Raw genomic sequence first — 25,311 nt, 5'->3', positions numbered from 1 at the left:
TCACCACCTTTGCGTGGTTAAGGCCCCCTACAGACCATGGGGTAGATAGGCCAGAACTGGAAGCCCGGTAACGGGTGTAGGTGACTGGTACTAATCGGCCGAGGACTTACAACCAAAACATGACTAAGAAGTCACGCATCCACTGTGCAATATCTGAAACAACACACAAACAAACAAATGATCAGCACTAATCGTTTGATGATTAGTTTGTGTGATGGTTTCACATTGTTACGGCGGCTATAGCGGTAGGGAAACGCCCGGTCCCATTCCGAACCCGGAAGCTAAGCCTACCAGCGCCGATGGTACTGCACCTTAATAAGTGTGGGAGAGTAGGACACCGCCGAACACAATTTGCGAATACCCTGTATTCAGAACCTTTATTGGTTCCGAATGCAGGGTATTTTGCTATCTCCAAGACGGAGTCGGTCAAGGTTGTCGATCTCGGACACCTTCACGGCCTTCGGTGCGTAGTATCCGAGGACATGAGCACCCCTGAGCCTCGGCTGCTGGTGACCACGTCGCGCATGCCGTTCGCAGTCGACGAAATCCATAAGCTAGGGATGGCCGGCCGTGACGTCACAGCAGCCGACACCTTCAGGGCCTCACCTGGAAGTCATTCGCGTGGCGCCGCACGGCACGTGCAGGTGCCTGCGCCGGCGCAGGAAACCGCCGCGTTCATCGACGCGGTCGACGCTCTCATCGACAAGCATCAGATCAACTGGCTGCTGCCGATGTTCGAGGAGGTGTTCTACCTCGCCGCGTACCGTGACCGTTTCGAAGGGCGCGCCGAACTGTTTTTCCCATCTTTCGAGACGCTTGCGAAGGTCCACGACAAGGTGAGTTTCAGTGCGATGTGCGAGGGGTTGGACCTTCCGGTGGCCACTTCGATTGTTGCAACGTCGAACGATGAGCTCCGCGAGGCCGTGACGCACTGGGAGCACTGGTTCGCTCGCGCGGCCTTTGGGCGCGGTGGGCTGGACGTCATCACCAACTCCGGCCCGTTGGCAGGGGAAGGATCGCTCGACGACATCATTCCCACACCTGAAGACCCATGGTTGGTGCAGGAGTATCTGCGTGGTGTCGACCGTTGCAGCTGGAGCGTGGTTCAGCACGGTGAGGTCGTACTGCATTCGTGCTACGAGCATGCGCTCACCATCGACGACCGCGGCGGCATCGTGTACGAATCGGTGGATTCACCGGAGTCCTTGGACGCCGCGCAAACCGTTGCGCGAGAACTGGATTGGCATGGCCAGATCAGTTTCGACTACCTGATGACCGATGATGGTGTGCACCATATGGTCGAGTGCAATCCGCGTCCGACGGCCGGCTGCACAGTCGCAACGGCTGAGGAGTTCGATGCTGCGTTATTTGGGCCTCGGCCCGACCGGCCGGTTGTGGTTCCGCCTGGGCGTAAGAAGGCGATCAAATCTGCGGTGTTGCGCGACGCGCTGAAACATCCGACCCGTGCGCGTTCCGATCTCGCTGCCGCCAGGGGCGCGGGTGGAGTTTACGAGCAGCCGCATGATCACCTCCCGCTCCTGTATTCAGCGCTGTCGTTGCAGCATGTCCTGAAATACCGCAAGGCATTGGGACTCAGCCGGAACAAGAAGGAAGAACTGATGGCAGCTCAGTTCTTTGATGTCTTGTGGAACGGTTCTGCGATTCGTTGAGTCGGTGTCAGGCGCTGATGGGTGTATGGCGGGCGGCGGCGGACCCATACGCCCGCAGCGTTATAGTTGCGTAATGCAACACGATAGAAGTGGGGCAGTGTCGAAGGTGCACGAGGAGTTGGTGCACCTGGTCCGTGAGGTGATGACGGGCGAACGTCCTGCCGAGGGATCGGCCACGTTTGCGCAGCACTCGGTTCTGTCGTACGTCTCGCGTCACCCCGGTTGCCGTGCCACTGACATCTCGGACGCGTTCGAGGTTCACCGCTCGACGGTGTCGCGCCAACTCAGGCAATGCGTCGACTCCGGGTGGATCCTCGTGGAACCTGGTCCACTACGCCAGGGACACCCGCTCACGCTCACTGAGCTGGGCGGCGATGTTCTCGCGATCGCGGATCGTCAGCGATTTGCGCAGGTTCAAGCCCGCGTTGAGGACTGGTCGACGGGCGACGTCGCTGAGTTCGCAACCATGCTCCACCACTTCCGTTCCAAAACCACGCCCGTCCGCACGGGTACTGAGACCCCCGGAGATGACCACTGTGCGTGAGTACAAGGCCAAGGCAAACTTCACCATCGCCGACAACGACGCCCTCGTGCGGTCGGTTTACCGCCACGCCGAGCAGACACCGGATCTGGTCCTATTCTCCCGCCCGGACGGTGACACCTGGCGCGATGTCACCGCCACCGATTTCGCCGAGCTGGTGACAGGCGTCGCGAAGGGACTCATCCAGCGCGGCGTGCAGCCGGGGGACCGGGTGGCGTTGCTGTCTGCCACCCGCTTCGAGTGGAGCCTCTTCGACTTCGCCATCTGGGCCGCCGGGGCGGTGTCGGTCCCGATCTATGACTCCTCCTCGCTGGATCAGATTCGGTGGATCGTCGAGGATTCCGGTGCGGTGCTGGCGATCGGGGAATCTGCAGTACACACAGCGGCGTTCGCGAACGTCGGCGTCGACGCACTGGCCATCGATGACGGTGCCGTTGACGCACTGGTCACCTCCGGCCGCGAGCAGAGTGACAGCAGCGTCCAGGACCGGATCGCGCAGATCCGGGCCGATGACCTGGCGTCGCTGGTGTACACCTCCGGTACCACCGGCCGCCCGAAAGGCTGCCGGCTCACACACCGAAACTTCCTGTCCGAGGTCCGCGGCATCCTCACCGCCAGCATCGGCACGGTCGCCAAGCCCGGCAATCGGATGCTGACGTTCCTGCCGCTCGCACATGTACTGGCCCGTGCGGTGTCATTGGCGATGTTCGAGGCCGGCGGGACGCAGGCGCACTGGTCGGACTTCAGCACCATCGTCGGACAGTTCTCGCGGTTCAAGCCGCACACCATTCTCGGTGTGCCGCGGGTGTTCGAGAAGGTCCGAGACTCTGCCGCCCAGTCCGCGGCCAAGGGCGGTGCGCCCAAGAAAGCGATCTTCGATTTCGCCGAGAAGACTGCCGTTCGCTACAGCGAGGCGCTCGATACCGGCAAGCCGTCCCTGCTGCTCCGGGTGAAGCACCAGGTGTCAGATCGACTGGTGTACTCCAAACTCAAGGCGGCGCTCGGCGGCGATTGCTGGTTTGCAATCTCGGGCGGCGGCGCACTGATGCCGCGTCTGGGCCACTTCTTCCGGGGCGTTGGCGTGCCGATTTACGAAGGCTACGGACTGACCGAGTCGACGGCAGCGCACTGCGTGAATGTGCCAGGCGCACAACGCATCGGCAGTGTCGGACAACCGATGGGTGGTAACAGTGTCCGCATCGCCGAGGATAGCGAGATCGAGCTGACCGGCGGCGTGATCTTCGACGGCTACTGGCACAACGAACAAGCCACCGCCGACGCATTCGACGACGGCTGGTTCCGCACCGGTGACCTCGGCGCTCTCGACGACGATGGCTATCTGACCATCACCGGCCGCAAGAAAGACCTGCTCGTGACCGCGGGCGGCAAGAACGTCTCACCGGGTCCGCTCGAGGATCGGATGCGCTCTCATCCATTGATCTCGCAGGCCGTGGTGGTTGGTGACGGTCGACCGTTCATCGGCGCGTTGCTGACGGTGGACCCGGAGGTGCTGGGGCACTGGGGTGCCGAGAACGGCAAGGCTGACGGCGCTACGGCGGAAGATCTCCGGGAGGACCCGGAACTGCTTGCGGCGCTGCAGCTTGCGGTCGATGACGCGAACTCAACGGTCTCTCATTCGGAGGCCGTCAAGAAGTTCACGATCCTCGTGCGGGACCTGACCGAAGAGGATGGCGAACTCACCGCCACGTTGAAGATCAAACGGAACGTGGTCTCCGACCGGTACGCCGAGGACATCGACGCGCTGTATCGCTGAGTGGTGGGTCAGTGCGAGTTCTTGTTGATCCTCGATCGCGCGAGGTCTGCGGCGCCTTGGCCCAGCAGTAGCCAGAGACCCGTGATGTCGTCGATCAGCTGCTCGCGGCTCACCTCTAAGTCGCCGTTCACCCACGACAGGATGGTTTGAGCGGTACCGCCGATCACAAACGCCGGACAGGTCGCAGCCAAGGAGTCGCGCTCGAGTTCCACGTCGTGGACGTGTCGGGCGTGCTCGGTCAGCACCATGGTCAAGCCGGCGATGGCAGCGCTGCGTTTGCCCTCTTTGTCCACCGTCGTCGGGACGCCGCCGAGGAGAACCAGCGCCTTTCGCCGGTCCGCGCCCAGTACATCGACGACAACTTCCACGGCGGCTCGGGCCTGTACCTCGAGCGATGATCCCACTGTCGAGAGATAGCTGTTGATGGCGGCGGTGCCGACTTCGGACGCAACCTCATCGATGGTTGCATCGGCCACCTGATCGAGGTCGGCGAAGCTCTCGTAGAAGTACCGCTTGTTCAATTGCGCTTCGGCGCAGAGGCTGGCGACCGTCGTCGACCGCCAGCGGTTTTCCGCCATGGCGCTCAGGGCCACATCCAGGAGACGGGATCGTCGCTTCGCCACGCGCGCGGACGTGGTCGCACCCGCGTAACTGCGCTCGCCGACATTCGTCACGGGGTTCAGTCTTCCATCTCCACGATTCCGTACCCCTCACGGTCTCAGACTGGTACCGTTTTGTACCAGAAGGTCGAGTTGCGCGATTGCACGTCAACTGGAGGATCGTATGACCACCGAAGTGCAGAAAATCGATGAAGCACCCACCGGGCAGGAGGACCTGTCGTCGGTTCGGTCCATGGTCATGGAAATGCGCGAATTGGCGCGCGCGCAACCGACGATCGCGCGGGGTGTTGCCTGGTAGTACATCAAAGAACTCGGCGACCGGAATGATCGAAAAGCGTTGGGGGAGTTGTTTGCCGAAGGACACCCGCCGCAGGGGCCGGACGGAAAGATGGAAGGCCTCATCGTCGGCAAGCTGTTCGGAATCCCGGAAGCGCATCTGGCCAACCCGTTGATGCGCATCGATCCGACGTGGCGGGGCAAGACGTTCGACCAGAATGCCGGCACCGGATTCAACCGGCTGGCGTTGATCGCCCGGTTGGCGATGCCGGTGGTGGCCTTCGGGTACGGAGGTATGCGGCGGGTCGGAAATGAAATGGAGGGCTTCGACTTTCGGCATTCGATCGAGCGAGCAGCCATCGAACCGAAGGTGATGGTCCGCGCGCTCGACTACGGAGTGCCCGAATACAAGAATCCCGGTGTCCGAATCTTCCCCATCAAACGGACCCGCGACGAAATTGTGGAAGTGGTCCCTGGCGTCTATCTGGGACGAGCGCTGCTGACCATGCCGGATGGGGAAATCCGTCTCATCGCGCACTTCGCGTTGCGGGAACCGATCGGCAGTCCGCTGTGATCTCACTGGCCGGCGCCCGGGTGTGCGTCACCGGCGGTGCCCGCGGAATCGGCCGCGCGACCACTGCAGCTCTGGCGGCCCAGGGCGCCATTGTGACGATCGGCGACCTCGACCTCGATGCCGCGCAGGCCACCGCCGATGAATTGGGCGTCCGCGCACACCATCTCGACGTCACTGACGTAACGAGTTTCCGGGAGTACCTGGATGCCGCTGCCGACGGCGGTGAGATCGACATGCTGGTCAACAACGCCGGCATCCAGCTGATGGGGCGCTTCGCCGACCACGATCTGGATGCGCTGCACCGAGAACTGGCGATCAATCTCGGTGCGGTGGTCACCGGCACCCACCTGGTGCTGCCCCGCATGATCGCACACGGTCGGGGACACGTCGTCAACGTCTCATCGATGGCCGGCAAGGTCTCGACGCCCGGCATGGCAACCTACTGTGCGTCGAAGTTCGGCGTCGTTGCGCTCTCACGCGCCCTCCGCGCCGAGTTGGTGGGCACCGGGGTCACCGTCACCACGGTGATGCCGGCAGCAACCCACACTGATCTCACTTCCGGGGTGACCCTGCGACTTCAGCCGACGCTCGAACCAGAAGACGTCGCCGACGCGATCGTGTCCAGTGCCACGCACGCCCGCGCCGAGGTGACCGTCCCCCGCTGGCTGGCGCCCATGGGCGTTGTGGAGCAAGGGATTCCGGAAAGAATACTGTTGAGCGCCAAACGTCTGGTCGGTGGCCGTGAACCCGGAGCTTTCGATTCGGTGAAGCGCCAGGCCTACCTGGAAAGGACACAGACGCCATGACGACGTCGCTGGTGCCGTCGAGAGCGACGATGACCGACACGTTCCAGCAGGTCGCGGCGCGGGTGGCGTCGCTGTATCCGTCTGCGGTGCAACCACTTGAGGTTCCTTCGGCGGGTTCCGGACTACGGCCGGTGATGGGCAACTACGGAGTTCCGGTGCTGGGACACGTGTTCGAAAGCGTCGCAGAGCCTTTGGGATTCGCGCGCCAACGCTATCGCGAATTCCGTCCGGTGTCCTGGACCGGTGCACTCGGTTTCAAGATGGTCACCGTGACGGGTCCAGATGCCCTGCAGGAAGTGTGGCTGGACAAGAAGAAGGTCTTCTCGAGCGAAATCGGCTGGCAACCCATCATTGGGCCGTTCTTTCACCGGGGACTGATGCTTCTCGACTTCGACGAGCACCTCTATCACCGTCGAATCATGCAGCAGGCCTTCACCTGGCCGCGACTCGACGGATATCTCGCGCTGACCCGCCCGCTGGTCTCAGAAACGTTGTCCACATGGACTGTTGGAGACAGGGTTCCGTTGTATGACAGGACGAAAGAGCTGCTGCTGGAGTTGGCGAGTGAGGTGTTCATCGGCGAATCACCCGATGGCGCAACGGCCCGCAAGCTCTCGCGTGCCTTCGATCATGCCGTTGTGGGAGGGCAGGCCCTGATCCGACGTGATGGTGTGCCTGGACGGTGGGCCCGCGGACTGCGCGGCCGACGGTATCTGGAGAACTATTTTCGCACCGCGATACCAGGGCGACGCGACAGTGCCGGCGACGATCTGTTCACCGTGCTGTGCCAGTCGCAGACCGACGAGGGAAGTACCTTCACCGACGAAGACATCACCAACCACATGATCTTCCTGCTGATGGCGGCCCACGACACCAGCACCATCGCGCTGTCGATGATGATGTATCACCTCGGCAAGGACCAGCTTCTGCAGAGGCGACTACGCGAAGAAGTGCAGTCGCTCCCGGATGAGGCGTCGATGGACGACCTCAACTCTGCGCCACTGCTCGACGCGGCCTTCAAAGAGTCGCTGCGAATGTATGCGCCGGCGGGAACTCTGTTCCGGCAGGCCACCGCAGACACCAGCATTCTGGACTACTTCATTCCGGCCGGCACCGAGATCGCATTGAGCGTGCACACCTCGATGCGTCTGGATACCTGGTGGGATCGGCCAGATGAGTTCGACCCCAGTCGCTTTGACGATCCAGCCGTCCTCGAGCAGATGCATCGCTACGCGTGGTCGCCCTTCGGCGCCGGGGCACACAAGTGCATCGGAATGTATTTCGCCGGTTCGACCGTCAAAGCCATCCTGCACCGTATGCTCCTGGACTTCGAATGGTCGGTGCCCGCGTCCTACACCCCGCTGATGACCTGGGGGACCGGCCCGACACCGGCCGATGGATTGCCGGTGCGGCTTCGACGGCGCCGCGGCTAGCACCCGGCGTTGTCGTAGGTGCGTTCTACCGTGTGCCTCGAGGTCATCACCGATGACCAACGGCGCTGGGGAGGGCACCATGGCACGATCAGGTTTCGGTAGGTATGACGACTTCGATGACGACGATGGCTGCGGCGACAACCTCGGTACCGAGAGCAGCGTAGAAGCCGATTGGAGCGCACTAGGCAGGCGGCTGGGTGCACAACTCCGGCCGCTTCGACGCGAGGAGGTCGTCGAGGTGGGGCGTACTGACCAACCTCCTGGCTACCAGCCGTTGTTGAAGTTCACAGTGACCGGGTCGGGTCGTGTGAGGTGCGCGATCGACGGGATGCCTCGTGCGAACTTCGCTGATGCTGACAGCTTTTCGGCGTTGCTGGCTCTGTGTGACGCCGTGGTCAGACTTGGCTGGCGACAGTTGCGCAGTGGCGCATACATCAACGAGGCCAGCAAACGCGATCTCGACAAGCTCTTGGAGGCTGTCGTACGGTTGCTGCGTGATGAGTTCGAGGTAGAGCATCCTCTCTTCGTCATCGTCGGCAACCCGACTGGATCCCGGCCTCAACCGCCTCAGCCCACTGAGCAATCGGCGCGGACGATCGGCGATGCCAGTGAAGCTTCACCAGCCCTCGGGACTATTCCACGTGACACGGCACATCTGCGCGAGATGGCTCACAAGATTCTGACGGCCCGCTTCGGTGACCGGGTTCAGCTCGAACAGAACGTCATTGGATTCAGCACCGATGTTGGCCTACATACGAATATGCTGGTCTCGCCGCAGGCACTGCGGCTTGAGTTCTGCACGGTGTTGTCCCATCAGATCCCGGAGATGGAACTACTCGGTGCGGTGATTGCCGAACACTCGTCGCGATGGCCTGATGTCTCGATTGTGGTCACCAAAGGGCACGTGTTCGCGGTGCGCGCCATGGATGCGGCAGTCTTTCACTCGGTCAATCTGATTGCGGCAGTGGCTGCCTGGCAAGAGTTCTGCCGCGACGGCGCAATCGACATCATCGAGCAACTCCAACCCGAGCCGTGGGACGACTTTGAATGCTCCCTGTTCGACGGGGTTCCGGAGCGGTTGATCGACATGGTCGACCGGTACTCCCGCGGCGATCGGTCGGGCCTGACACCCGACGAGATCGCGCGCGGGTGCCGAGGCAACACGCCGATGCTGCGCCGGTACGCGCGTATTTGTTCCGACCAGATAGAACGACAGCACCTGGTGGAACTGGCTTCTCGCTCACAAGGGGGAGGACCAGAAGCTGTTGCGGGATTTCGCCGCGAGCGCGAGGTCATCGAACAATTCCTGCCGGTCTTGATTGATTCGATAACCCTTGCTGCGCAATACAACGGCGAGCGGGAGAGCGGGCGCTGGCGTCGGGATTAATGGCTGCTCGCAGCGGTATCCGACGCATGTTCGGGTGTCAGTTGCGAAGATGCGGAACACTATGCGCACGCTTGCCAGCGTCTGGGCAATCATTCAATCGCGGCTTCCTTTGGCCCGTCGGGCCCGCTGAATGGGCCGTTAGTGCGCGCCTCGACTACGATCGGTTTTCGGGACTAGGAAGCTTCGTTTGCCGGGGGGCATGATGCGTGTTGATCCAGAATCGGTCATGTCGTTTCGGCAGGAGGCTACGGACACCTACCAGTATTCGGCGCTGAATGCTCTCCACCGTGCGGGATGGGCTCAGAACTTCAACGTCGTGGGAACCTCGGACACGTTTGGTTTCAGGTATCCACAGTGAATGGCCAAGTCATGGCCGTGCTGGGTGCCGCTTGGCGATGGTATTGGAGCAAGTTCGGGCTGTTGTTGACATGCGTCATCCTCGTACTTGTCGCGGCGCTGTGGTGGTTGGTCCGTCCGGGCGGTGATCAGGCCGCCGACATGTCCAAACGGCTAGCAATCGAGATTCCTTCGAGCGCATCAGATGTCAGCGTGGATGATCGAGATTTCTCATTGCAGGGCGCCTGCTCGGGTTTGGAGTTCTTAGTCCCCACCGCCGAGTGGCGCGCCTACGTCGGACAGTACTTCGAGCTGGCATCACTGGAACCGACATACAACGTCGGTACGTCGTGCGGGAACACTCAAATCGTCTGCGAGAAGACGTACAACACGCAACCCGGGAGTGAGTCAGGCTACCGGGGCGCCGATCGTATCGACGGCAGGTATCGAGGTGTCGTGACCTTCCCCGATTGCATCAATGGAAAGACGAAGATCGCGTGGACGGTTGCTGACAGTTAGCGTGGTCGGTCCCGGCAACGGTCGGCGGAAACTCATAGGTCAGCAGAGGTTAAGGTGTGAATGCAGCGATGATGCGAAGTTGCACGGGCCATCAGCGGTCTCGTGCTCGGGTTTCGTGTTTTCGGTCTCCTGTGCCCGATCATCTTTATGATTCCGGTCTGTGGGTCGCGGCTCCGCTCGGTGCCGATCTCGCCGGTCACTCCGTGCTCACTAAGGTCGCCATTCAGCTTGACTCTTACCCCGAATTGTCAGGCGACTAGTACTTGGACATGATTGCGCACGACCTGTTCGTCTGAATCACCGGGTGTGTCCGGAGGCTTCGTTCTTTGGGAAGGATGGAGTCATGTCGTCAGGATTGCAAAAGAGGTATCCACAGGCTCGGCATTGGATCGGATCAGACTTTGCGCAACTGGATCCGCGAGGCGCAGAACGAGTCTGGCCAGCGCTCGGGAGTGACGAGCGAGATAGCGGCGGAGATGCGTAAGTTGCCCGCGGAGAATCGAGAACTCGCGCGCGCCGACGAGATTCTGAAATCGGCGTCGGTTTTCTTCGTGGCGGAGCTCGACCGCAACGACAGGTGATCATCGACTACATCGAGAGGAACACGCAGGAGTACTCCCGTCGTGCCGATCTGCACGGGTGCTCACCGAGCATGGTTGCCCGATTGCGCCGTCTACCTACTGCGACGTTCGAGCCCGCGCAGCATCGAAACGGGCAGCGCGCGATGAGTACCTCAAGTCGAGATCAGTCGTGTTCACGGAGAGAACTACTCGGTGTACGGGGCGCGGAAAGTGTGGCTACAACTGAGACGTGAGAGTACTGAGGTGGCCCGCTGCGCAGTCGAACGACTGATGAGCATCCCGGGTCTTGAGGGTGCGCGGCGCGGCAAGAAGAAACGCACGACGATCACCGACCCGTAGGGGCAGCATGCGGATGATCTGGTGCAACGCAAGTTCAATCCAGTGGTCCCAAATCTGTTGTGGGTAGACGACTTTACATACGTTTTGACGTCTGGATGGGCGTATGTGGCGTTCGTGATCGATGCGTATTCTCGTCGGATCATCGGTCGGGGGACCTCGACAAGGGTGACCACACCACTGGTTCTCGACGCGATCGAGCATGCGATCTGGACGCAGCGCTGTGAGGGGATCACCAACTTGGCATTGATGCCTCGATCGGTACGATTGGCGAGAGCTACTGGCAGGTCCCCGATAGTCGGGCCACGTGGTTGTAGAGCCACGGGTGATTGATTCAGTCGATCTCGCACTCCACGGGATGATGCTGGTGGGTGCATTGGGCAGCATACTCGGTCGGCGTCATGTAGCCCAGCGATGAATGCCGGTGTCGATGGTTGTGATCGTCTTTGAAGTCCCCGATCACCACGCGGGCCTCGAGCAGGTTGGTCCAGTGGTTGCGGTTGAGGCATTCCTTCCTGAGTCGGTTGTTGAATGATTCGATGTGCCCGTTGTTCCAGGGTGTCCCGGGCGGGATGTAGGAGATGCCTACCTTCTTGTCGCAGAACTGTTGCAGTGCATGGGAAATGAACTCCGTGCCGTTGTCCATGCGCAGCACATGTGGCGGCCCGCCCCACAGTGCGAACGCTTTGCCCAGCTCGGCGACCAGCCGATCGCTGGTGATCGAGCGCTCGACAATGTTGAGCACCGATAGTCGGGTGTGTTCGTCGATCATCGAGGCGATCTTGATGGCCTTGCCGTCGATGGTGGAGTCGAACTGAAAGTCCATTGCCCACACCACCTTCGGCGCATCAGCATCAACGAACGGGACCGACGACTGGCCGGCCCGTTTACGTGGATGGTGGATCCGGACCTGCAGGCCTTCTTCCTTCCAGAGGCGGTGGACCTTCTTCTTGTTCACATCCCGATGCTCGTCGTACCGCAATGCCGCCCAGGCCCGCCGGAACCCGTGAACTGGATGTTTGGTGGCGTAGTCCCGCAACCATGACCGCAGTTCGGCATCGGGGTCGGCGGGGGTTTGGGCTATCGGGGTTCGACCGTAGGTCGAACGGGCAAGCCCAACCGCTTTGCACGCCAATCGTTTCGACATGCCCATCGTGGTGACGAGCATGTCGACGGCGCGGCGTTTGGCGGCCGGGCTCAGAATTTTCCCTTGGCCACCTCTCGCAGGGCGTCCTTCTCGAGCTCGGCGTCGGCGAGGAGGCGTTTGAGTCTGCTGTTTTGCTCGCGGAGCTCTTTGAGCTCCTTGGCAGCGTCGGTGTCCATACCGCCGTACTGGCGGCGCCAGTTGAACAACGTTGCCACCGACACCTCGAGCTCGGCAGCGATCTCCTCAGAGGTCTTTCCGGCCGCCTCGAGCTCGTCGCCTTGGCGCAACTTGCGCACGATCTGCTCCGCGGAGTGCCGTTTCCGTCCAGCCATGATGTCTATCGTCCTTCCAACCCCAGGTCGGGGCAACAGAGACTCTAAAACTTCGTGGACTCATCTATTGGGAACACGCCACTACGATAATGCCCTGGCCGAGACGATCAACGGCCTCTACAAGACTGAATTGATCAAGCCGCGGGGGCCGTGGCGAACCGTCGAGCATGTGGAAATCGCAACGTTGGAGTGGGCGGACTGGTTCAACCACCGCACGTTGTACGAGTACTGGGGGATATCCCTTCGGCCGAACTCGAAGCGCTCCACTACTGTGAACACAGAACTCAGCCGATCGCGGAGTTCTCAAACTAGAAAGTCTCCGGACTTGCCGGGGGTAATTCACCTCGAGGACATCTGCCAGTTAAGGGACGCAGCGCGAGCTGAAGTGGAGTGCCGAATAGCTAGTGAAACAACTGAATAACGGAGTGTATAGCGAAGAAGTGCGCGTCTCTTGATCTTCAGGCGGGCGGGTGGAGAAACGCACCCACCCGCCTGAATACTGATTACCTTATGCGGTACAACGTCCCCTGGCCTCTAGCATTAAAGAGCAGGTTCGGCCCTTGTCGGGTGAAGGAAGCTTGAGTGCCGCCGCAGGTTCCACCTGTGTCGCGAATTTTCCTGTCTTTGACATCAAGAGCATTCCCATTGATGGTTGACCTCTCGATAAGGAACGTGCAGTATCCCGGCGTTCCGTCCGCCCCCTGCGTACGCACGAATGACAGTGTTCCGCCGATTCCGCTTCCTGACACGTGTAGATCAGCGATCGCCCCATAAAGATTGACCCCGCCGCCACCCATTTGCTCCGTCACATCACCGATCCAAGTGCCGACAAACGGGCTAGCCACACTACTCGCGACGGGTGGCAGAATTTTGTCTGCGAGCTGCAACTTCCACCATTCCGGATTGTAGCTAGTATGGCTCCCAATTGTCAGCCCTTGCAGGATGAAAGCGCCGGGGTTGTAGCTGCAAACGGGGTCCTGAATCTGGCAGTACGAAATGACCTTTGATCCCACGCTTTGGGCGAGCTTTGTGGACCTTGCAAACGAAACTGCCGGCACAGCCTGCGCAATACCCTGCCCCGCGATCGCTCCGGCGACAGGGATGGCTCCAGTGCCAGCTGCTACGACGGAATCGTAGGTCAGGCGGTCAGGATCAGCTAAGAGTAATCCTCCAGCGAGCCTCTGGATATTCGGCATCTGCTGAAGGGCCCGATGCACGACCCCCGCACCCTGTGAGTACCCGGCAAGAATTAGCTGGGAGCTGGCACACTCGCGACTTACGTCCGCGATGAGAGTCTTTAGTTTGTCGACACCTTGTATCGCACTGACCGCATAGTCGGTCCAAGCAGCGCCATCTGTAGCGCTAGGTACAGCCATGGCTCGGTAATCGAGTGCTCGATGATTGACAGCTTTTCCACGTGTACTGGCAATCGCTTTGAAATCAAGGTACGAGGTATTTATGTAATTCCCCATACCATTGTTCTGGTTCTTCTTGACACCATCCCGCTCGCCCGAACCTGCAGCGCCAATCCAGACATAGTCTCCGCACGCCGGCGCTGCCTGAGCCAGCGGCTGAGAAGCCAGGCCCCCGAGACCAACAATCAGAACGGCTGCCGAAATCACAGCGGCCGAACGTTTCCACCATTTGCTCATACACAGCTCCTCAGCTTGAAGTCGGACAAAGCGTATGCAGCGTGGATTAGGTTGGCCAAACCCTGGAGCAAGGTTCATATGTTCGTGTGAACGGTTAGCAGGATTCACGAGATGGCGCTGCTGTTCAAATAGGTGGCATCGGATCTGGCTCCGAAAGACTTCAACACTTTGCTCGTCCGTTCTTCAAGAAGCAGCCCGCAGGCCCGTTGCCGCCACCTCGCTAGCCGGTAACGGTTCGGTGAGTTGAACGAATCAAACATGGAGAGGGACAACAACTATGGAGAAAGGAAACTCTGACCAACCAGGATTACTCGAGCATGACGACCCGCAACTTCGCCACGGCATCGCAACCATCGCGATGACGAGGCGCAGTGAACTTGCCTGATTGTGCTCGGTGAAAGTCCATACCAGCGAGCGTGTTTACTGTAGCGGTTGCCGGTTTCTCTAGCCGCTTTGCGGAGCTTTCCTGTTCGTGGTTGTGGTCTCGTAGGCACCTGAACGGATCGTCGGAATGATGTGTTCGCCACACGATTTGTGAGAGGTGCTGCTAGGCGGTAGCCGCCTTTTTTCGGTCGATAGTCGAACACGTTGAGCCCCTTCATGCGTTCGTACCTATTCGGGCAAGACCGACTGCGTACCGGGTGCACACCCCGCACCATTGCAGTGGTCAGGTCGTTGCAGCGTGGTGTGAGGGGAGCCTTTTGTGGAGTGGTTACTCGTCGTGCTTGTCATCATCGCAGCGATCGGTGGGTATTGGCTCTGGGAGCGACTCGTCGATGGTGCGAGCGATCTGTTGGTGCGCGCGTTGATGTGGCCGTTCGCGAAGATCTTCGGCGTGGCGATGACGTCCGACGCGATGCGCACCTTTCGGACACATCAGCGTTTTCAGCTCTTGGCGACCCCGACCCGCGTCGCCGAGGTATTGGCGCAGCTGCCGGGCGTCAGCGATGAACCCGGACATCAGCGAATTGCGCCGTACTATCTGGCGCGGCAGTCCGACCGTGTCCGCATCGGAGTCGGGAACCATCTGGTCACCCCGTACGAGCTGGAAGTGGAGTTCACTGCGGGGTGGCCCGGAACCTGCGGCGAATTGCACTATCTGCGTTGGTCCGACGACCCGTCCGATGACATGGACATCCATCGCGCGCTGCTCCAGGACGTATTCGGCGCCCTGGGCGCACTCGACCCGATGCTTCACGTCACCACCGACCCGATCACGGTCGACACGCAAACCCCGCTACCGGCCGCAGAAGAAACGCCTCCGCAACGAGCACCGGCCCGGCCTGGTGCGGGCGCGCCGATCATCCCCGCGGTCGGACCGATGGCAGCAGGATCGGCGGTGGGACGGCTACCGGCCATCCCGGCGCTCGCTGCGGTGTTGTTCGTGATGGCCCTTGCGGTGGGAAGTTGTTCGGCGATAGGTATTTTCGCGCCGACCAGCAAACCGGAACTGTGCTCTGCGTATTACGAGGCCAAGGACGGATTCGGGTACAGCGGCAGCGACAACATTGTGGACTTCATAGACAAACAAAATCTTGGCGAGGAGTTGGCGGACCTACAGGACCGGGCTGATTCCTATGACGACAGCGGCGTCGAGGATGATGCCGACAGTATCGACGATATCGGTGACACGGTCACCGCGTCCGAGTTCGATTCGGCCACTATGCATATCGCTGCACTCTGTTAGGCGGGATGATGAACTTTCCGATGGACCCAGGCAGCGGCGAAGCCCGCTCAGATCTCACGATGCGCGCGATCGTCAGTGGCGCCGCGATCGCGGTGGCGGCACTGATTTCCTTCTTCTTGCCGTTCGGATGGCTGTTCGGCAGTGCACTTTTCATTCTGGCGGTTGTGTACGCGGTGTGTGTGGCCACCGGTATGGACCCATCTGCCGATGCGCGCACGACGGCGGGACACCTTCGACTCACCGCGTCGACGCTGGGCGGGGCGGCAGACGGCGAGCCGCGGATGCCGCAGCCACCGGTGCCGGCGCCCGGGCCACCGCCGGTGGCGTCATCTCCACCGGTGAGCCCTGCTGCGGACCCGCGCCTGCCCACCGCAGACGCTGCCGAGCCGGCTCCTCAGCCAGCGCCCGTCGCGTCACCACCATCGGCACCGCCGGTCGCAGCGCCTGCACCTCAGCCGCCCACCGAGTCTCTGCGAGCCCGCCAAGAGCGGTCCGCGCCGCCACCGCCGCCGCAGCAGTCGGTGCCGGTCCCGCAATCGGTGCCGATGCAGCCGGGCCCGGCTGCGGTGCCGCCCGCCCAGGTGCCGTCGTGGACGTCGGGACCGCCCGGACCGCAAGGGGTGATGGCCCCGCCCTTTCCACAGCCGTACCCGATATACGGCCCGCCACCAGGAGATCTGCCGCCGCGACGCACCGGACGAGGACTCCTGTGGAGTGCGCTGGCAGCGGCGATGGTTGTGGTGATTGCTGTCGCGACGGTGGTCGTTGTACTGGTCACCCGCAACGACGACAATTCAGCCACGACGGACGCGTTGCCGGTTGAGGTGCTGCAGGCCGCGTACCCGGAGGCGCCGACACGAACCTTTGCCGTCACCGGTGACACCTACGGCTCGTCCCGAACATTCCAGCGGCCGAACTATCCGATTGGGGGTGAGGAGTCCACCGGCTACCTGAAGTCGGAGAAATATGCGATCACGGGGATCGCCGGGGGACTGATCGCCATCGACCCCGCGACCGGTGAGGTGGCCTGGATCCAGGACACCCGAGGCGACCTTCACTGTTCGGATGTTTTCGATGATCAGACGATTGCCTGCATCAGCGAGGGCGGGTTGGTGTTGTTGTCCGCTGACACCGGTGAGGTGGTGCGGGATGTACCGCACAGTGCCTACGCGGTGATGCAGAAGTTCGGTAGCAAGTACGCCTATGCAAGCCGCGAGGGCGACATCGCCACCGTGTCGCTCGGGACGTTGGATGATCCAGAAGCGTTCTGGGTGAGGGATGTACCGATCAGCGGCGGTACCCGAACGGAACTGACGGTCTCGGACACGGTGGTCATGTTCCGCGATCACAGCGCCACTGGGGGATGGGCGTTGGCGTACAACGAATCCGGGGATGCGCTCAATCCGGATCCCCGCACCTACGGAAATCTGGTAGGCGACCTGTTCGTTTCCGTCGACAATCCGGCGAAGGTGTACGACGCGGCGGGCAACCTGCAGTACACGGCAGGCACGTACGTCGACCGTCCCTCGCCGTATGTGCCGGTATCCGGCGTGGATCTCGCGTTCACCGGAGGTTCGGTCATCGATTCACTGGATGGTCGCGAGGTGTGGGACTTCCCCGAGGGCGCACCGCCGACCGACGGACTTCACGCCGACATACGGGCCGTGGTCGGGTCGGTGGTGCTGGCGAACACCTGGCCGCGTGGCGGACTGCTGGCGGCCGATGCGCGTACCGGCGCGCTGCTGTGGCGGATCGATGACGAGGTACCGCCGGGCACGCTGACCACCGATGGTCAACGCGTGTTGGCCATCGACGACTACGGCACCGTGACTGCTTACGATCTCGCGACCGGCACAGTGGCATGGGAGGTCGAGGCGGGCGACCTTGGCTACTATCCGAAACTATTTGCCGTCGGCGAACATCTGGTCGCGGTCGGGTCGGAGGCGATGGTCGGATTCACCGGGAATGGTGGGCCGGCAGTACTTTACGATTCCGAAGCACCCGCGGAGGCGACGCAACAGCAGCAGTCGGGCGGGGCGGTCACCAAGTGCGGGAGTGAGCCGACGGTGGTGCCGGAGACGTTCCGTGCCGTTGACGGGGCCTTGCTGGTGCGCCTGAAGTTCACCGCGACCTGTCCTGGTGGTGACATCGTGTCGAACTCGGGGTACCGCATCACCATTCGTGATCAGAGCAGTCACATCGCATCCGCGCAGTTCAACCTCGGCGGTTCATCCGTGCTGGCGTTGCCACGGGACAGCGGGTCGGTGTCTCGGGACTTTGTCTTCCCGCCCGGGACGTTCTGGCGGCTGCCGGCATCACTTGAGGGCGGCGGCGGTTCAAGCACGTCGGCGTCCGGTGGTGCGCAGACCGTGGAATGCACCACAGAGGGTTCGGACACCGTGGCGCAGGGCACGGAGATGTCGCCGTCTACAGGGAGCTCGGCGAGTCCGCTGCCCGGTGCGCAGACGCCGGCCGGGGTCGGCACCATTAACACGGCGCAGAACGCTCTGGATGCGCTGCGGGCCCAGGCCAACGCGGATCTGCCGCTGGTGCAACGGGATCTGGCCGAGCGGTGGTTGGCGCAGATCTCGGCGAAGCAGGTGCGGACGCCGCCGATGACGGCGGTCGACATCGACGACACGACCATGGTGGCGTGGACACCGGAGGAGATCCTGCGCCAACACCTTGCCTTGCGGTCACGCTATCCCGAGGTGCGGCTGGTGTATTCGGACGAATGGCGGACCTTCGATCTGCGGGGCTGGTGGATCACCGTCGCGCAACCAAATGTCCCGGATGCCATCAGTGCTAACGCGTGGTGCGACGCGAAAGCTCTTGCACCCAATCAGTGTTTCGCAAAGTTGATCAGTAATACCCGCGGATCCGAGGGGACAACGATGTACCGGCGCTAACCGCGTCTCCCTCCAGCCATGATGTCCATCGTTCTGCCAAACCCCAAATCGGGGCAACAAAGACTCGAAAACTTCGTGGACTCATCGACCGGGGACACGCCTTGACAGCTGCCGGGCTTTCAACGACCAGATCTTGGTGCGCAGCCGTGGGCAAGGTATCCTTCGACGGATAAACCAGAAACACATAGGTTCTGGTCTGCGCTGGGGGGTGCTGAATGGGGTCTCGGTTTGGTGTGGATCCTGAGGTCATGCTCAGGACTGCTGCGAAGCTAGCGACGTGGCATGCGGATAGCGAGGAATTGTTTAAGACGGGGCATGCACGGCTCGGGGAATCCATCGAATCTGGGTGGACCGGAAGGTCCGGAGATGCGCTCTCAGTTGTCTTGGACCGGTGGCGTAAAACTACCGGGGATTTGACCAAGCGCATCGAAGAACACGCAAATGGTTTGGCGGGCGCCAACACAGAGTTCGTGGGCCGCGAACAGCGGAGCGCTGAAAAGTTGTCGACAATTCGTAAGACCCCGTTGGATCTGTAGCCAGATATGTCGATCACGATTGCCGACGTTGACCGTTGGGGCACAGCAGAGATTGAGCAGGTGTTCTCAGTCTGCACCGCGACAGCAGCACACTGCGATGACACCTCGATGGGTTTGGCAAGCCTAGATGTGTTCACATCCTGGTCTGGGGATTCAGCCGACGCAGCATTGGAGTCCATCGGAAAGACTCGCCTCGACCTGAGCCGGCATTCTATGGAAGCCTTGGCAGTGGCCTATGCCGCCAAGGCTGCGGCCGGCGAGATTTCAGCGGTTAAGGCGTCACTGAAGAGTGTCCGTGCTGACGCGGATGGTCATGGTTTTACGATTGATTCGGTTTCGGGAAAGGTCAGCGACCCGAGCCCGCCGTCGATGCAGGGCTGGTCGCAGCAAGAGAAGGCCGGCTATTACGCGTCTCTTAGTGACTTGCAGGTAAGAGTGAACAACTTGTTGCTCGCAGCTGATCGAGCCGATGACAGCCTTGCCGCAGCAATCCGCGGCGCGGACGGGCAGCTACCGACAACCGATCTTCGGGACACACCGGATGCAATCGGCGAAAGTAGCATCAATCGTCACCAGAACCAGGTCAGCGCCTTCCAAGAAGTATACGGCCGCGTTCCCCGGACCGAGAACGAGTGGCGCATGGCTGAGGCGCTGGATTCAGAGACCTATGACCCGAAATATCGAGGCGCGGATGCAAATGTCGTGGTCGGAACTATCAACCCCGTGCCTGGCCACGGAGTAATTCGAACCAATCTATACATTCCGGGAGGAGAGGCTCAGAACATCACGCTGAATCCGGGTGATGTAATTAATGGAGGAGCGTTCCCCAACAATTCAGGCGATAATCGTGGTCCCGATGCCAACGCCGATGCAGAACACTCTCGTGTTTCGATCTACGTGGATTACGAGAACGGGGTAGTGGTCGCTCGTCAGAACCCGACAGTTGTGACCAGTGGGCCAAACGTGCCGAAGGCGGATATTCCAGAAGTTAGAGTTGCGCAGGCCCCCGACGGCACAGTGAGGACTCACTACTTTGGGACGGACACCTATCAACCTGAGCTCGGGAAAAGGTTTGGGATTGGTGTCGAGGGCGACGTCACCGTGAAGCCGAACGGAGACGGAACGGTTGACGTCGGTGGGAAGGTTGGCAGTTTTCCGTCTGCGGAGATCTACCAGTACAACTCCGATGGAACGTCTGCCGCATTGGTTAGTCATGAAGCGACCCAGTCGGAATGGGGTCCACTCGCGAATCTTCCCAAGGGTCCTAACCACGAGATTGGGGGCGATGTACCTCAGGTCGGGGCACCTCCAAAAGCCCCTCTGCAGATGGGCTATCCGGGCACCCAGCAGGGTTCTGCCCCAGTCGTAGGAACTGAGCTCGGATCACCTGGCGATCCGCCGAAAGTAAAGATTGTCGAGATTCAGAAATGAAATCGAAAAGATCAGGGTTTATGCGGGTGTGGGGATCGTCGATGCTTTGGGCGATACCAGTGGCATACGTGGTTTGTGCAGCGGGCTTTACCATTGGAATGGTGATCGGTCTCTTGAACGACAACTCTGCCGATTCACTTTCGGACTTTATAGGATCGATTATCGTAGGTTTCTTCATATGGGGCACGGTAATTTTCATCGGCACGTGTTACCTGCTGGTTCCACTAATTGGGTTGGTCATTGCTGGGGTGCGTTATTTTCTAGTTGCACGACGTGCGCGTCTGCGAGCGCGGCGACCGTGAGCGGCGTGCTCGAGCGGGTCGACACATGGGTTGTTCATTTGGTGAATCCAAACTCCGCGGCCGAAGTCGCTGGCATTGTTTCCCTCTGGACTGGGCCCCATGGCCAGTTTTCACCGCTTCAGATATTGCATCTGTTGTGTTCAAGATGGCGTAACTCACGCGACGTGGAAGGCCAGCTTGGGTCAGGGGGTACATGCAGTGACAGCACGCGAGGCAGCACGGGCCATCAGCGGTCTGGTGCTCGGATTCGTGTTTTTTGGTCTCGTGTACCTGATCATCGTCATGATTCCGGTTCTATGGGTAGCGGCTCCACTCGTTGCCGGTCTCGCCTGCGTGGCGCTCGGGTCGTACGGGTTCCGGGTGTTCGCTGGAGATTGGGCGGCGGTGGCATTCGGTGGCGCAGGAGTCGTGGGAGCTGCAGCCTTCGGCCTTCTCTATCTCTGGTGATTGCTTTAAGCGCAGCGAAAGGTATATAACGCAGCTAAGTCTCGATTCTGTGGTTGGTGTCGTGATCACGGCGATCCACCCTCTTTTGGTCGTCTCAGATCACAGGACCAAGTGCCCAGCGGACAGCAACGAGGGAATCCAGGAGTGAGAGGAACTATGCTGCAACAGTTTCGGACGAGCTGAGGGACAAGACCTGGAGCCATCGCCGCTGCGATGGAAGGTGCCGCCGCGCGAGGTCGACGATGCGAAGAGCGAGAGTCGGAGAAGTCGACGCGCTCAGAAAGTTCCGTTGCTGAGATTCGGATGCCTTGACGGCCACGTCGGCCCCACGTCGAAGGCGATCTTGAGTAGCTGTTGCACGGGGTCAACGTCGCATTATGCGGTGTACGGCAGTGGTTCCAGATATGCGAACCGAACGTTGCCGGCCTCGATGGTACGAGCGCCGGCGTCTGTCGGTAGTCGGCGCTATCTTGTCTTCAGAGATCGGTTGAGGGGAGGCCACCATGGAAGAATCGAACCAGACGTCGGACGTGCAGGAGTGGTCAGACATGGCGACATGGATCGTCGAGTCGCTCACCGACAAACCGGTCGGCTTCATCTTCGAGATGGGTCCGGGTGACTACGTCTATCACGACGATGACGACGACGAGGACGACGTTGCGTGTGTTCAGGTCCAGATGCTGGATGGCGGTGTGATGATGCTCCGGCGGTCGCGATCGGTGCTCGGACACTTGTTGATCGCCGACTACTCGTCCGACAATCTGCCCCTGAACCGATGGCTCTTCAATGACAACTTCGACGATTGCACCGACGGCTATCTGTTCAGCCGTGACCCGCTGTTGGTTGCAGACGCCTGCGTCACCTGGTTCCGCGACAACTGCGGAAAGCGCTCGCCCAACGACCTGGGATGCGAATACCGTTACCCGGATGAGCTTCTCCCTCCGGCGGGGTACTGAGGCCACGCTCGCAGTTGTGGATGCGCAATATCGCGGTCCGATTAACGTCGGGCACCGTTGAATCCCTGTTGACCCCTGCCGCAAGGAGCGCCGATGGAAGCAGTGATGCACGCATTGTGCAGAGCCACAGCCGTATTGCCGAAACAGGTGGTCGCGTGGATGGTCGAGACCGCAGGCCCGCTACGGCAACCCTGGCGAGACCTGGTGGGGCGTCCCGACTTGACCGACCAGCAAGCGTGGGAATGTCTGTGGCGGGACGATGCCTTGATCAAGTCGGCGATGAAGATTCCAGGCAAGTGGACGGCCAATGCGACGTCGGATCATCTTGCGGACACCGTGGCGCTGTATCTGTCGCGCCCGGACGTGCCGGCCGGCCGCATCGTATTGCTGCGCACGCGTCTTGATTCGGACCAGCTGCGCCGAATTGATCTGCTGCGTATGGTAACTCGCTTGGAGGGGACTGATCTGGTCTGTCGCGAGATCGTCGCTGAGCCGCCGCAGGGGTCGTCTCGCGAAGAACATGTCGGGCAGCGGGAACTGGCGCTGATTGACCGCTATCGGCAAGCAGCGCGCGACGAGGTTGCTGAGAGGGACAGCGCGGCCGAGCATGTCGTTGAACGCGTCGTCGGTGGGGAAGGGTTAATCGGCCGAGCTGCGGTGGCAAGGAGATCGGACCCGATTGATCCGCTGCGGACCCTCAAGGCCTGTTTGTTTGGGCGTGGGTCGGTCGCAGCCCGTCCTGAGGATGGTGATTTCGTGACAGCGCAGTACCTGTTGACGCTCGGTCGCAACGCATCGACCTACGGCTATGGTGATGCCGGATTGGGCGAGGTGCTGTCGGTGTTGCGCCCCATCCTGCGGGCCTACATCAACCCGGGATACACCCCACCGAAGAGTTGGGTGTCTGAACGCCTGTTGACTTTTGGGGAGGCAGGTGTTGTGCCGCTGGGACATTCGATCTATTCGGAGGAGGGGGATTACCTCGTTAGTCGGTTCGGCTCTCAGGTGAGCAAGTATCAGGCGTTGGGGAATTTGGTCGCGGAGAACACCGACGTGCCGCTGCGGGAGCTTTGCGATCAGGTGGAGGCGGCGCAGGTGGCGCGTCATCGGTGGATTGTTGAACAGCAAAAGGAGGAGTGGTCAGTGAGTGTTACCAGCCGGAGATCTGAGCGGGACATCGTTGCGATTGCCGATGCGATTGCGGTGGAAGCGCACCGCGGTCAGAAGGACAAGCTCGGCAACAACTACATCGACCATCCACGATCGGTGGCCCGTCGGGTTGAGCCCGCGGAAGCAACGGCGATTGCCGCGGCGTTGCTACACGACGTCGTCGAGGACTCGGCGTTGACCGCATCAGACCTCATGGATCGCGGCATCCCCGCGGAGGTGATTGTTGCGGTGCAGTTGTTGACCCGTCGCGGCGATGTGCCGGATGTGGACTACTACGCGGCGATCGTCAAAGATCCTGTCGCATTGGCAGTGAAACTCGCAGACCTGGCCGACAATACCGACCCGGCCCGTTTGGGTCTGCTGGACAAGACTCTGCAGATCAAGCTGATCACCAAGTACACCAAGGCTTATCGGGCGCTGGGTCGGGAAGACCTGGCCGCTGAGTTGTCCGCGCGAGCAGGGTGAGAGACAGGTTGATCTGAAGTCGATAGCTACCACCAAGTCTGGCGGTCGCGGGTGAAGCGTAGTGCTTGGTCGATCTCGGGTTCGGCACGGCCGTCCGGATTGCGTGCAAGCTCTGTGTACCAATCCACGGTGCGACACACACGGATGCTCGCGATCGGCCAGTCGTGACGGATACAGCTGGCTGCCTTGGCTCCGATCCCGACTGCAGCGTCGAGCTCGGACGGGTTATCTGGAACTATGACGATTTGTGTGCGCCCGAGATTGCTCTGACCCACCGTATGCATCGGATGGTGAAGGAGGCTAGACCGGACGCGATCGCGGTCGGCGTCTCCCAGGTTGGTGAATGCAGATTCGGTTTCGATCACGAATACGTGCTCGTCTCTGCGTGCTGCGTCGGCGATTTGTGAAGCAACCGTGGAGCCCTGCGTGAATGATGACCGGGAATCGAATTCTGCATCGTCCAACGCAGCCTGTGCGCCCCAATAGTCGGACCGCGAAGTGCATCCTCCGTGGACTGGAAGGCCGGAGTCTTCCAGCTGCTTGGCGATTTCCTGCAGCGCACGACCCGATCTGAACCAATCCCAGCGTCTCATCGTAAAAGTCAGTCGGACTCTACCGAGTCGCGTTGGGCGAAACCTGAACGCGCGCTTCAAGTCCAGTGCACCAACATGATCCGTCACTACGTCGACATCAGACCAATCGACGCCAAGGTCGATTCCGGACGTCGATCCGGGATCGCGGACACGCCGCATGTCAGCGTCATCGGACGGCATGCGCCCTCGACAGCAGATAGTCGGTCACAATCTGCCAGTTCGGGAACTCCGGAGTCCCGAACATGACATGTTCGCCGTTGAAGTCCTTGACCCCATTGTGAATACGATCATCGACGATGAAGTCGCCGTGATTCAGGTTCTTGTGGTGCGACAGGATCAGCCGTTTCCACGCCGGCGTGCCTTTGTCCTTGCCGAAGTGCTTGTGCACCCACTCCAACTTGTCCGACCAAGCGCTTGGGTTGTTCCACGGCGCAGTTGAGAGAATGTAGGTGTCATAGACGTTGGACAGGATTGTGTAAGCCTCGATCGCCCCGTCGATCGGGATCATCGTGCCGAAGATCCCTGGCGCGTCGTCGTACGCGTCCTTGTACGTCTCAGCGTCCTCAGGGCTGAGAAGTGAGATGCCGTGTTTGAAATCGACGAGGGTGTTGTCCATGTCGATGTACAGGATCCGCTTCTTGTTCTCTGGCTCAGTCACGACTTGATTATGGCGGCGACCTCCGACGTGTGTTGGGGAAGAACGAACTCGATCACCTCGCGTCCGAGGAGCGCCCGCTCTGCTGTCGGGTGAAGGAACGGCAGGACCGCAGGCTTTTGCGTCATCGACACGGTGCTCGCGTCGGGTGTCGCTAGCGTGTCGCTCCAAGAGTC

At 60.9% G+C, this 25,311-nt stretch carries 23 protein-coding genes, 2 rRNA genes and 1 pseudogene; 22 read left to right on the top strand and 4 right to left on the bottom strand.

Annotated elements, in window-relative coordinates; translation table 11 throughout:
• The 5 genes from AC1TPF_RS16170 to AC1TPF_RS16150 form a co-directional block, all read left to right on the top strand.
• Nucleotides 1–115 (top strand): 23S ribosomal RNA (locus AC1TPF_RS16170); the annotation flags it as partial.
• A gap of 114 nt (nt 116–229) precedes the next feature.
• Nucleotides 230–346: ribosomal RNA gene (gene rrf / locus AC1TPF_RS16165) — 5S ribosomal RNA — on the top strand.
• A 136-nt stretch (nt 347–482) separates the two neighbouring features.
• Nucleotides 483–1,670, top strand: coding sequence for an ATP-grasp domain-containing protein (locus AC1TPF_RS16160; RefSeq protein WP_482144699.1), 1,188 nt, complete (start codon nt 483–485; stop codon nt 1,668–1,670).
• A gap of 73 nt (nt 1,671–1,743) precedes the next feature.
• Nucleotides 1,744–2,214: a MarR family winged helix-turn-helix transcriptional regulator gene (locus AC1TPF_RS16155; RefSeq protein WP_482144698.1), complete on the top strand. Its 471-nt coding sequence runs from the start codon at nt 1,744–1,746 to the stop codon at nt 2,212–2,214.
• Nucleotides 2,207–3,985, top strand: a complete 1,779-nt coding sequence (locus AC1TPF_RS16150) for an AMP-dependent synthetase/ligase (protein ID WP_482144733.1) — start codon at nt 2,207–2,209, stop codon at nt 3,983–3,985. The genes AC1TPF_RS16155 and AC1TPF_RS16150 overlap by 8 nt, the downstream gene beginning before the upstream one ends.
• A gap of 8 nt (nt 3,986–3,993) precedes the next feature.
• Here the strand turns inward: AC1TPF_RS16150 and AC1TPF_RS16145 are convergent, their stop codons facing one another.
• Nucleotides 3,994–4,659 (bottom strand): TetR/AcrR family transcriptional regulator, encoded by a 666-nt coding sequence (locus tag AC1TPF_RS16145; RefSeq protein WP_482144697.1) that lies wholly within the window; start codon nt 4,657–4,659, stop codon nt 3,994–3,996.
• A gap of 109 nt (nt 4,660–4,768) precedes the next feature.
• Between AC1TPF_RS16145 and AC1TPF_RS16140 the strand changes: the two genes are divergently transcribed.
• The 9 genes from AC1TPF_RS16140 to AC1TPF_RS16100 all read left to right on the top strand — a co-directional run bounded on the left by AC1TPF_RS16140 (nt 4,769) and on the right by AC1TPF_RS16100 (nt 11,186).
• Nucleotides 4,769–4,903 (top strand): hypothetical protein, encoded by a 135-nt coding sequence (locus AC1TPF_RS16140; protein WP_482144696.1) that lies wholly within the window; start codon nt 4,769–4,771, stop codon nt 4,901–4,903.
• Between the two features lie 39 nt (nt 4,904–4,942).
• Nucleotides 4,943–5,455, top strand: a complete 513-nt coding sequence (locus AC1TPF_RS16135) for a hypothetical protein (RefSeq protein WP_482144695.1) — start codon at nt 4,943–4,945, stop codon at nt 5,453–5,455.
• The gene (locus AC1TPF_RS16130; RefSeq protein ID WP_482144694.1) at nt 5,452–6,261 is read left to right on the top strand and encodes an SDR family oxidoreductase; all 810 of its coding nucleotides are present in this window, start codon (nt 5,452–5,454) and stop codon (nt 6,259–6,261) included. Before AC1TPF_RS16135 ends, AC1TPF_RS16130 begins: the two co-directional genes overlap by 4 nt.
• Entirely contained in the window at nt 6,258–7,694 is a 1,437-nt protein-coding gene (locus AC1TPF_RS16125; RefSeq protein ID WP_482144693.1) for a cytochrome P450, read from the top strand. The genes AC1TPF_RS16130 and AC1TPF_RS16125 overlap by 4 nt, the downstream gene beginning before the upstream one ends.
• A 52-nt stretch (nt 7,695–7,746) precedes the next feature.
• Nucleotides 7,747–9,081, top strand: a complete 1,335-nt coding sequence (locus AC1TPF_RS16120) for a TY-Chap domain-containing protein (RefSeq protein ID WP_482144692.1) — start codon at nt 7,747–7,749, stop codon at nt 9,079–9,081.
• A gap of 354 nt (nt 9,082–9,435) precedes the next feature.
• Entirely contained in the window at nt 9,436–9,936 is a 501-nt protein-coding gene (locus tag AC1TPF_RS16115) for a hypothetical protein (RefSeq protein WP_482144691.1), read from the top strand.
• 401 nt (nt 9,937–10,337) lie between these two features.
• A complete protein-coding gene (locus tag AC1TPF_RS16110) occupies nt 10,338–10,517 on the top strand; it encodes a hypothetical protein (protein ID WP_482144690.1) in 180 nt (59 codons plus the stop codon).
• 162 nt (nt 10,518–10,679) lie between these two features.
• The gene (locus AC1TPF_RS16105; RefSeq protein WP_482144732.1) at nt 10,680–10,856 is read left to right on the top strand and encodes an IS3 family transposase; all 177 of its coding nucleotides are present in this window, start codon (nt 10,680–10,682) and stop codon (nt 10,854–10,856) included.
• Between the two features lie 21 nt (nt 10,857–10,877).
• A complete protein-coding gene (locus AC1TPF_RS16100) occupies nt 10,878–11,186 on the top strand; it encodes a DDE-type integrase/transposase/recombinase (protein WP_482144689.1) in 309 nt (102 codons plus the stop codon).
• 1 nt (nt 11,187) lies between these two features.
• Here the strand turns inward: AC1TPF_RS16100 and AC1TPF_RS16095 are convergent.
• Nucleotides 11,188–12,332, bottom strand: a protein-coding gene (locus tag AC1TPF_RS16095; RefSeq protein WP_482144688.1) for an IS3 family transposase whose coding sequence is annotated in 2 segments (ribosomal slippage) — nt 11,188–12,065 and nt 12,065–12,332 — 1,146 coding nt in all. Because the reading frame shifts where the segments join, the coding sequence is not laid out codon by codon here.
• 82 nt (nt 12,333–12,414) lie between these two features.
• On the opposite strand from AC1TPF_RS16095, the pseudogene AC1TPF_RS16090 reads away from it, so the two are divergent.
• Nucleotides 12,415–12,644: pseudogene (locus AC1TPF_RS16090) on the top strand (integrase core domain-containing protein); the annotation flags it as partial.
• Between the two features lie 191 nt (nt 12,645–12,835).
• Here the strand turns inward: AC1TPF_RS16090 and AC1TPF_RS16085 are convergent.
• Nucleotides 12,836–13,984: a cutinase family protein gene (locus tag AC1TPF_RS16085; RefSeq protein ID WP_482144687.1), complete on the bottom strand. Its 1,149-nt coding sequence runs from the start codon at nt 13,982–13,984 to the stop codon at nt 12,836–12,838.
• 703 nt (nt 13,985–14,687) lie between these two features.
• Between AC1TPF_RS16085 and AC1TPF_RS16080 the strand changes: the two genes are divergently transcribed.
• From AC1TPF_RS16080 to AC1TPF_RS16050, 7 genes are all read left to right on the top strand, one after another.
• A complete protein-coding gene (locus AC1TPF_RS16080) occupies nt 14,688–15,671 on the top strand; it encodes a hypothetical protein (protein WP_482144686.1) in 984 nt (327 codons plus the stop codon).
• A 20-nt stretch (nt 15,672–15,691) separates the two neighbouring features.
• Nucleotides 15,692–18,580 carry an outer membrane protein assembly factor BamB family protein gene (locus tag AC1TPF_RS16075; RefSeq protein WP_482144685.1) on the top strand — a complete coding sequence of 963 codons (2,889 nt, stop codon included), beginning with the start codon at nt 15,692–15,694 and terminating at the stop codon, nt 18,578–18,580.
• A 215-nt stretch (nt 18,581–18,795) separates the two neighbouring features.
• Nucleotides 18,796–19,116: a WXG100 family type VII secretion target gene (locus AC1TPF_RS16070; protein WP_482144684.1), complete on the top strand. Its 321-nt coding sequence runs from the start codon at nt 18,796–18,798 to the stop codon at nt 19,114–19,116.
• A gap of 6 nt (nt 19,117–19,122) precedes the next feature.
• On the top strand, nt 19,123–20,547 hold the full coding sequence (locus tag AC1TPF_RS16065) for a hypothetical protein (RefSeq protein ID WP_482144683.1): 1,425 nt from the start codon (nt 19,123–19,125) through the stop codon (nt 20,545–20,547).
• A gap of 500 nt (nt 20,548–21,047) precedes the next feature.
• On the top strand, nt 21,048–21,296 hold the full coding sequence (locus tag AC1TPF_RS16060) for a hypothetical protein (protein ID WP_482144682.1): 249 nt from the start codon (nt 21,048–21,050) through the stop codon (nt 21,294–21,296).
• A gap of 503 nt (nt 21,297–21,799) precedes the next feature.
• Nucleotides 21,800–22,252, top strand: coding sequence for a hypothetical protein (locus AC1TPF_RS16055; protein WP_482144681.1), 453 nt, complete (start codon nt 21,800–21,802; stop codon nt 22,250–22,252).
• Nucleotides 22,253–23,395: 1,143 nt separating this feature from the next.
• On the top strand, nt 23,396–23,887 hold the full coding sequence (locus AC1TPF_RS16050) for an HD domain-containing protein (RefSeq protein WP_482144731.1): 492 nt from the start codon (nt 23,396–23,398) through the stop codon (nt 23,885–23,887).
• Nucleotides 23,888–24,646: 759 nt separating this feature from the next.
• On the opposite strand, the gene AC1TPF_RS16045 is transcribed toward AC1TPF_RS16050, so the two are convergent.
• On the bottom strand, nt 24,647–25,138 hold the full coding sequence (locus AC1TPF_RS16045; protein ID WP_482144680.1) for a 5' nucleotidase, NT5C type: 492 nt from the start codon (nt 25,136–25,138) through the stop codon (nt 24,647–24,649).
• Nucleotides 25,139–25,311: the final 173 nt, after the last annotated feature.

This window comes from Williamsia sp. Y853 (assembly GCF_056786495.1).
This window is presented reverse-complemented; position numbering and strand designations above follow the sequence as displayed.